Origin of the sequence: Burkholderia sp. E168m15 (assembly GCF_016586105.1) — a bacterium.
GTDB classification, from domain to species: Bacteria; Pseudomonadota; Gammaproteobacteria; order Burkholderiales; family Burkholderiaceae; genus Burkholderia; species Burkholderia orbicola.
Window position 1 is genome coordinate 1 of the sequence record NZ_BCPO01000215.1, and the last position, 6,000, is coordinate 6,000.

6 protein-coding genes are annotated in these 6,000 nt (G+C 71.0%); all 6 read right to left on the reverse strand.

Annotation, left to right across the window (positions count from 1 at the left end):
- On the reverse strand, positions 1–578 hold a 578-nt coding region (locus JMF86_RS33175; protein WP_374039688.1), incomplete at its 3' end, for a glycosyltransferase family 9 protein.
- On the reverse strand, positions 575–1,186 hold the full coding sequence (locus JMF86_RS33180) for an HAD-IIIA family hydrolase (protein ID WP_077179495.1): 612 nt from the start codon (positions 1,184–1,186) through the stop codon (positions 575–577). The genes JMF86_RS33175 and JMF86_RS33180, both read right to left, overlap by 4 nt.
- Complete coding sequence (locus JMF86_RS33185; protein ID WP_074808641.1) at positions 1,177–1,926, reverse strand: SDR family oxidoreductase; 750 nt, start codon at positions 1,924–1,926, stop codon at positions 1,177–1,179. The genes JMF86_RS33180 and JMF86_RS33185 overlap by 10 nt, the downstream gene beginning before the upstream one ends.
- A gap of 184 nt (positions 1,927–2,110) precedes the next feature.
- Complete coding sequence (locus JMF86_RS33190) at positions 2,111–2,638, reverse strand: hypothetical protein (protein ID WP_074808638.1); 528 nt, start codon at positions 2,636–2,638, stop codon at positions 2,111–2,113.
- Positions 2,580–5,381: an ABC transporter transmembrane domain-containing protein gene (locus JMF86_RS33195; protein WP_372237120.1), complete on the reverse strand. Its 2,802-nt coding sequence runs from the start codon at positions 5,379–5,381 to the stop codon at positions 2,580–2,582. The genes JMF86_RS33190 and JMF86_RS33195 overlap by 59 nt, the downstream gene beginning before the upstream one ends.
- A gap of 47 nt (positions 5,382–5,428) precedes the next feature.
- On the reverse strand, positions 5,429–6,000 hold a 572-nt coding region (locus JMF86_RS33200), incomplete at its 5' end, for a BON domain-containing protein (RefSeq protein ID WP_201317330.1).

Below are 6,000 nucleotides of genomic sequence, written 5' to 3' on the forward strand. Positions count from 1 at the left end.
ACGCGCTGCAACGCGGCCTGCAGGCGCGCGTGCACCGCACGCCGCGCCGCGTCGCCCGGCTCGAACGCCATCCGCCAGTCCGACGTCTTCGCGCCGACCGTGCGCACCAACGCGAGCTGGCGCGCGACCTCGTGGCGCACGTGCGATTCCGGCTCGGTTTCCGGCACGCGGTCGGTCAGCAGTTCGTACGGGTTCTCGCGGCAATGCGCGAGCCGCAGCGGAATGCCGGCGAGCCAGCACATCATCGCGGCGGGCAACGGATTCTGGCTGTAGACGGTGAAGATCACGGCCGCGTCGAAGCGGCCCGCCAGCAGCCGGTCGATCATGTCGAGATCGGCCACCGGATCGCCGCGCACGTCGGGATGCTTGACCCATGGCGCGTCGTAGCTCCACACGTCGTCGACCATCGGCAGATGCTTCGCGAGCGCCGCGCCCGTGCGCGACGTCAGCAGCGTCAGTTGGCGATCGGCGCCGCTCTCCTTCAGCGCGCGCAGCGCGGGCGTGGTCATCAGCACGTCGCCGATGCTGTCGAGCCGCACGCACAGGATGCGGCGGGCGCGGCTCCAGGCCGTGCTCATCGCTGCACCCACGAGCCGTGCCGGCGCACGGCCTCGCGCACGACGATGTCGGCGGCCAGGTCGATGCGATCGACGACGTGGTGCGGCGTGCGCGCGGCGTTGAGCTGCCATTCGGTCTCGTTGCCGCAGTCGACCAGGATCGTGCCGCAGCGCGCGGTGCGGCCGGCCTCGACGTCGTCGAGAATGTCGCCGATCATCCAGCTCCATTCGGGCACGGCGCCGAGCGCGCTCAGCGCGCGGCGCAGCATGCCCGGGCGCGGCTTGCGGCAGATGCAGTCACAGGTGTAGCGCGGCACGCTACCCCGCGGGTGATGCGGGCAGTAAAAAAAATCCGCCAGCGTCGCGCCATTTGCTTCGAACAATTCGGCGAGGCGCTGGCGGACCGCGCCAAGCTCGTTTTCGGTAAAGCGGCCGAGCGCGACGCCCGGCTGGTTCGACACGACCGCCAGCGGCATGCCGGTCGCGCCGAGCGTGCGCAGCGCGCGCGCGGCGCCCGGCGCGAGGCGCATGCGCGCGGGGTCGACGTTGTACGGCACGTCGTCGAGCAGCGTGCCGTCCTTGTCGAGCAGCACCGCGCCGGGCAGCCGCCGTTCGCGCTTCAGGGCCATGACGTCTCCTTCATCGGCAGCACCATCAGCTCCGGCACCACGGTGCCCGGCGGCTGCGTCAGCACGAAGCGCACGGCGGCCGCGACGTGCTCCGGCGGCTGCAGCGTGTCCTCGTCGATGTCCGGGAAACGGTCGAGCAGGAACGGCGTGCGCATCCCGCCCGCGACGATTGCCGACACGCGCACGCCGCTCGGCCGCAGTTCGGCGTGCAGCGCGTGCGACAGCCCGAGCAGCCCCCACTTCGTCGCGTGATACGCGGACGCATTCGGCCACGCGCGCTTGGACGCGGTCGACGCGATGTTGACGATATGCCCGTTGCCGCGCGCCTTCATCATCGGCACGGCCGCGTGACACATCAGGTACGGGCCGAACAGGTTCGTCATCAGCACCTGCTGCCACGCGTCGACGCTCACGTCGTCGATCGGCGCGGTCACGTCGATCGCCGCGTTGTTGACGATCACGTCGAGATCGCCGAGCGATTCGCGCGCATCGTGCACGACCTGCAGCACCGATGCCTCGTCGCGCACGTCGAGCGGCCGGCCGACCGCCTGGCCGCCGTGCCGCTCGAGCCGTTGCGCGACGGCCGCCGCGCGGTCGCCGTCGAGATCGGCGACGACGACGTGCGCGCCGTGCTGCGCAAGCTCTTCGCAAATGGCTTCGCCGAGACCGCGGCCGCCCCCGGTCACGAGTGCGGTCCGGCCGGCGAGCGGCGGTTTGGCTGGATCGTGAGTCGCGTTCACCTGCACCTCCTGTCGATGTCGGAAAACCATCCGGCTGACGGCGACACTTGTCGCGACAACCGTCCGTGGAAGAGGTACAGCGAAAACCGTGCCGGCCTGCGTGTGCCCGTGCCGCGTCGGGCGCCGGCGTCCGGTCGCTGGCTTTTTTATAACCGGCTGTAAAAAGCGGGACGAACCGGCCCCCTCAGATCGCGAGCGCGTCGGGCGTGGCTTGAGCGCGGTGCTTCGCGAGCGCGCGCAGGCAGTGCGCGATGCAGCCCGCGAACGCCTCGTCGAACCACGGCTGCGCACCCGACACGCCGACCACGATGCCGCCGAGCGCGACCCCGCCCCACAGGTTCGTATCGCCCGCGCGCAGCCGGTACGGCTCGAGCGCCTGCACGACGTGGCCGTCGCGGCCCGTTTCCCACGACAGCCGCGCCTTGGCGCGGGCGTAGGCGCGATAGTCGGCGTCCCAGTCCTTCGGGTCGGGCAGCGAAAACTCATACAGGATCGCGTCCTCGAACGCCGCGTCGTGCGGCCCGAGCGCGGGGTCCATGATCACGATGTGCAGGCAGCCGCTGTCGCCGACGAAGTCGCTCTGCAGCGCGGCGGACAGGGTCGGCAACAGCAGCTCGACGGCCGCCACCGCGGCCTGGCGGTCGGCGAACGCACTACCGCCGCGACGCGCGTTCAGGGCTTCGGGTGTCGTCGGGTTCAGAAGGTTCGGCATGGATTTCTCCAGAGGAAAACGCGAGCGCACGCAACGCCGCGATCAGGTCGGCCGCTACCGCGGGCTTGGTCAGGTACGCATGGAAACCGGCTTCGACCGCGCGCGTGCGGTCGCGATCGCGCGCATGGCCGGACAAGGCCAGCGCCTCGAGCGGCGCGCGGCCGTCGCGATCGCGCGCGGCGTCGAGCTGACGCACGCGCGACATCACCGTATAGCCGTCCTCCTCGTCGTCGCCGAGATCGATGTCGCAGACGAGCAGCGCCGGCCAGTCGGCCCGGCGCGCGCGCCACAGGTCGTCCAGCAACGCCTGGCCCGACGCATACGCGTGCACGTCGGCGCCGGCCACCTTCAGCAGCGCGCCGAGCGCCTCGCGCGCCTCGTCGTGGTCGTCGACGCATGCGATGCGCAGGCCGTCGAGCGGCTTGGCCGTGGCCGCCGCGCCGGCGGCCGGGTTCGGCACGGCACCGGCGGGTTGCATCGACGCCGGCGCCACCGCGTACATCGGCAGCGACACGTGCAGCGTCACGCCGGTATCGTCGCGTTCGCGCACGACGTAGCCGCCGGCCTCCTCGATCGCGTCCTGCAATCGTTCGAGATCGATCAGCGACAGCTCCGTTGCGTCGACGCCCGTGCACGCGATCGTGATGCGCGCTTCCGGGTCGTGGCGCGCCGTGTGCACCTCGAGCTGCCCGCCGCTGCTCGCTTCGATCGCGCCGCGGCACAGCTCCCACACGAAGCGCCGCAGCGCGGCCGGATCGGCGTTGACGACGAGATCCTCGTCCGACACATGGCGAAACACCGGCACGCCGCGCCGCGCGGCCGCCTCCGCCAGCGAATCGAGCACCTGCGACACGAGCGGGTTGATCCGCACCGGCTGCCGCGCGAACTTCGCCTCCGTGCGCTCCAGTTCGCGCTGCTTCGCCTGCAGCGACCACATCTGCGCATACACGCCGCCGCTTTCGAGCAGTTCGTCGTGGGTGCCGTGCTCGACGAGCCGGCCGTGCTCCATCACGAGGATGCGATCCGCGTCGACGATGGTCGACAGCCGGTGCGCAATGATGAGGCTCGTGCGATGCTGCGCGACGCGCATCAGCTCCTGCTGGATCGCACGCTCCGAGCGCGTGTCGAGCGCCGACGTCGCCTCGTCGAACACGACGATCGGCGGCGCCTTCAGCAGCGCGCGCGCGATCGCGACCCGCTGCCGCTCGCCGCCCGACAGCCGTACGCCGCGCTCGCCGACGCGCGTGTCGTACGCATCGGGCAGCCGCTCGATGAACGCGTCGAGCTGCGCGCCGCGCGCGGCCGCGATCACCTCGCCGCGGGTCGCGTCGCGCTTGCCGTACGCGATGTTGTACGCGAGCGTGTCGTTGAACAGGATGGTGTCCTGCGGGACGATGCCGAGCGCGTCGCGCAGGCTGCGCTCGGTGACGAGCCGCAAGTCCTGGCCGTCGATCCGGATCGTGCCCGCATCGGGCTGGTACAGCCGGAACAGCAGCCGCGCGAGCGTCGACTTGCCGGAGCCACTGCCGCCGACCACCGCGATCGTCTGCCCGGGCTCGATGCGGAACGACACGTCGAACAGGATCTGCCGGCTCGGCTCGTAGCCGAAGTCGACGTGCTCGAACTCGATCGCGCCGCCGCGCACGACGAGCGGCTGCGCGCCGGGCGCATCGCCGTCCTCGCCCGGCTTGCCGCGCGCATCGAGCAGCCCGAACAGCCGCTCGATGTTCGTCATCGCGTCGTTCGCCTCGCGGAACACGAAGCCGAGCGCATTCAGCGGCAGGCTGATCTGGATGATGTACGCGTTGATCAGCACGAGATCGCCGATCGTCATCGCGCCGCGCGCGACCTGCTGCCCGGCGAGCAGCATCACGGCCGCGATCCCCGCGCCGATGCACGCGCTCTGCCCGATATGCAGCGCCGACAGCGCGTACTGGTTGTCCACGCCGGCCTCGCGCCATTCGTCGAGCACGCGGTCGAGCCGGTCGCGCTCGACGTCCTCGCGGGCGAAATACTTGACCGTATCGACGTTCAGCAGGCTGTCGACCACGCGCGAATTCGACTCGGCCTCGAGCGCGTTCACGCGCCGCTGGTAACGCATGCGCCGGCGCGTAAACACCACCGTATACGCCGCGTAGACGGCGAACGTGGCGAAAATGATCGCCGTGAAGCCGCCGCCGTACTTGCTGATCACGATCACCAGCACCGAGCCGATCTCGATGGCCGTCGGCACGATCGTAAACACCGCGACGCCGAGCAGGTAGCCGATCCCGGCCGTGCCTTTCTCGAGGTCGCGCACCACGGCGCCCGTCTCGCGCTGCGCATGAAAGCGTGCGCCGAGCCGATGCAGGTGGCCGAACGTGCGCACGGTAAACGTCGCGACCGTATGCTGCGTGACCTGCACGAAGGTCATGTCGCGCACTTCGTTCAGTGCGTTGGACGCGAAGCGCACGACCGCGTACGCGAACAGCAGCAGCACCGGCCACGTCATCGGCTGGCCAGCCACGCGGCCGAAACCGTCGACGATGTCCTTGAGCAGCAGCGGCACCGACACGGCCGCCGCTTTCGCGAGCACCAGCAGCACGATCGCCGCGAGCACGCGCGCGCGGTAATGCCAGATCGCGCGCCACAGTTCGACCGCGATCCGCATCCGCAGGCCGCGCTCGTCGCGGCGGCCTCGGTGGTCGCGGCCGGCTGCCGCCTCACGATCCTTGATGGGCGTTTCGTCGATTCCGGTCGTCATGCACGCATTGCTCGCGGTCGGGGGCGGGCCGTTTCACGCACGGGCGGTCAGTGGCGCGGTTCGCGCTCGCGGCCGCCCACGACGGTGCCGGGCTCCGGGTCGCGCGCGGCCGGCTGGGTGGGCGTGACGGTCCGCTGATCCGGATGCAGCACCATGCCGGCATCGTGTTCGCCGTCGCGGCGCACGCGCACGCGATTCTCGACGTCCTGCACGCCCAGGCAACCGTCGGCCAGATCCTCGATGTCGTGCTTCATCCAGCGCGCCGGCACCGTGCCCTCCAGCTCGACGCGCCCCGCCTTCACCTGCACGGTGACGTCGCTCACGTCGATCTCCAGCGCATGCGCGAGCCGCTCGCAGACGTCCTCGCGAATCCGCTCGTCCGAGCGCGTATAGCCTTTCGGCCCGCGGCGATGGCGCAGCGCGTCGCGTTCGGTGTCCGGGCCGAAGCGCGACAGGTCGGGGGCGCTGCCGCCGTAGCGCGGGTCGCCTCGGGGGTCGCCTCGGGGGTCGCCTCGGGGGTCGCCTCGGGGGTCGCCTCGGGGGTCGCCTCGGGGGTCGCCTATATCGCGCTCGCTGCCGTACCAGCCCATCCGGTGATGGCCGCGGTATTCCGGGCGCT

Bases quoted from the DNA above. Each gene is read 5' to 3' on its own strand.
- JMF86_RS33190 (WP_074808638.1), bottom strand. From the start codon at position 2,638: ATGCCGAACCTTCTGAACCCGACGACACCCGAAGCCCTGAACGCGCGT.
- JMF86_RS33195 (WP_372237120.1), bottom strand. From the start codon at position 5,381: ATGACGACCGGAATCGACGAAACGCCCATCAAGGATCGTGAGGCGGCA.
- JMF86_RS33180 (WP_077179495.1), bottom strand. From the start codon at position 1,186: ATGGCCCTGAAGCGCGAACGGCGGCTGCCCGGCGCGGTGCTGCTCGAC.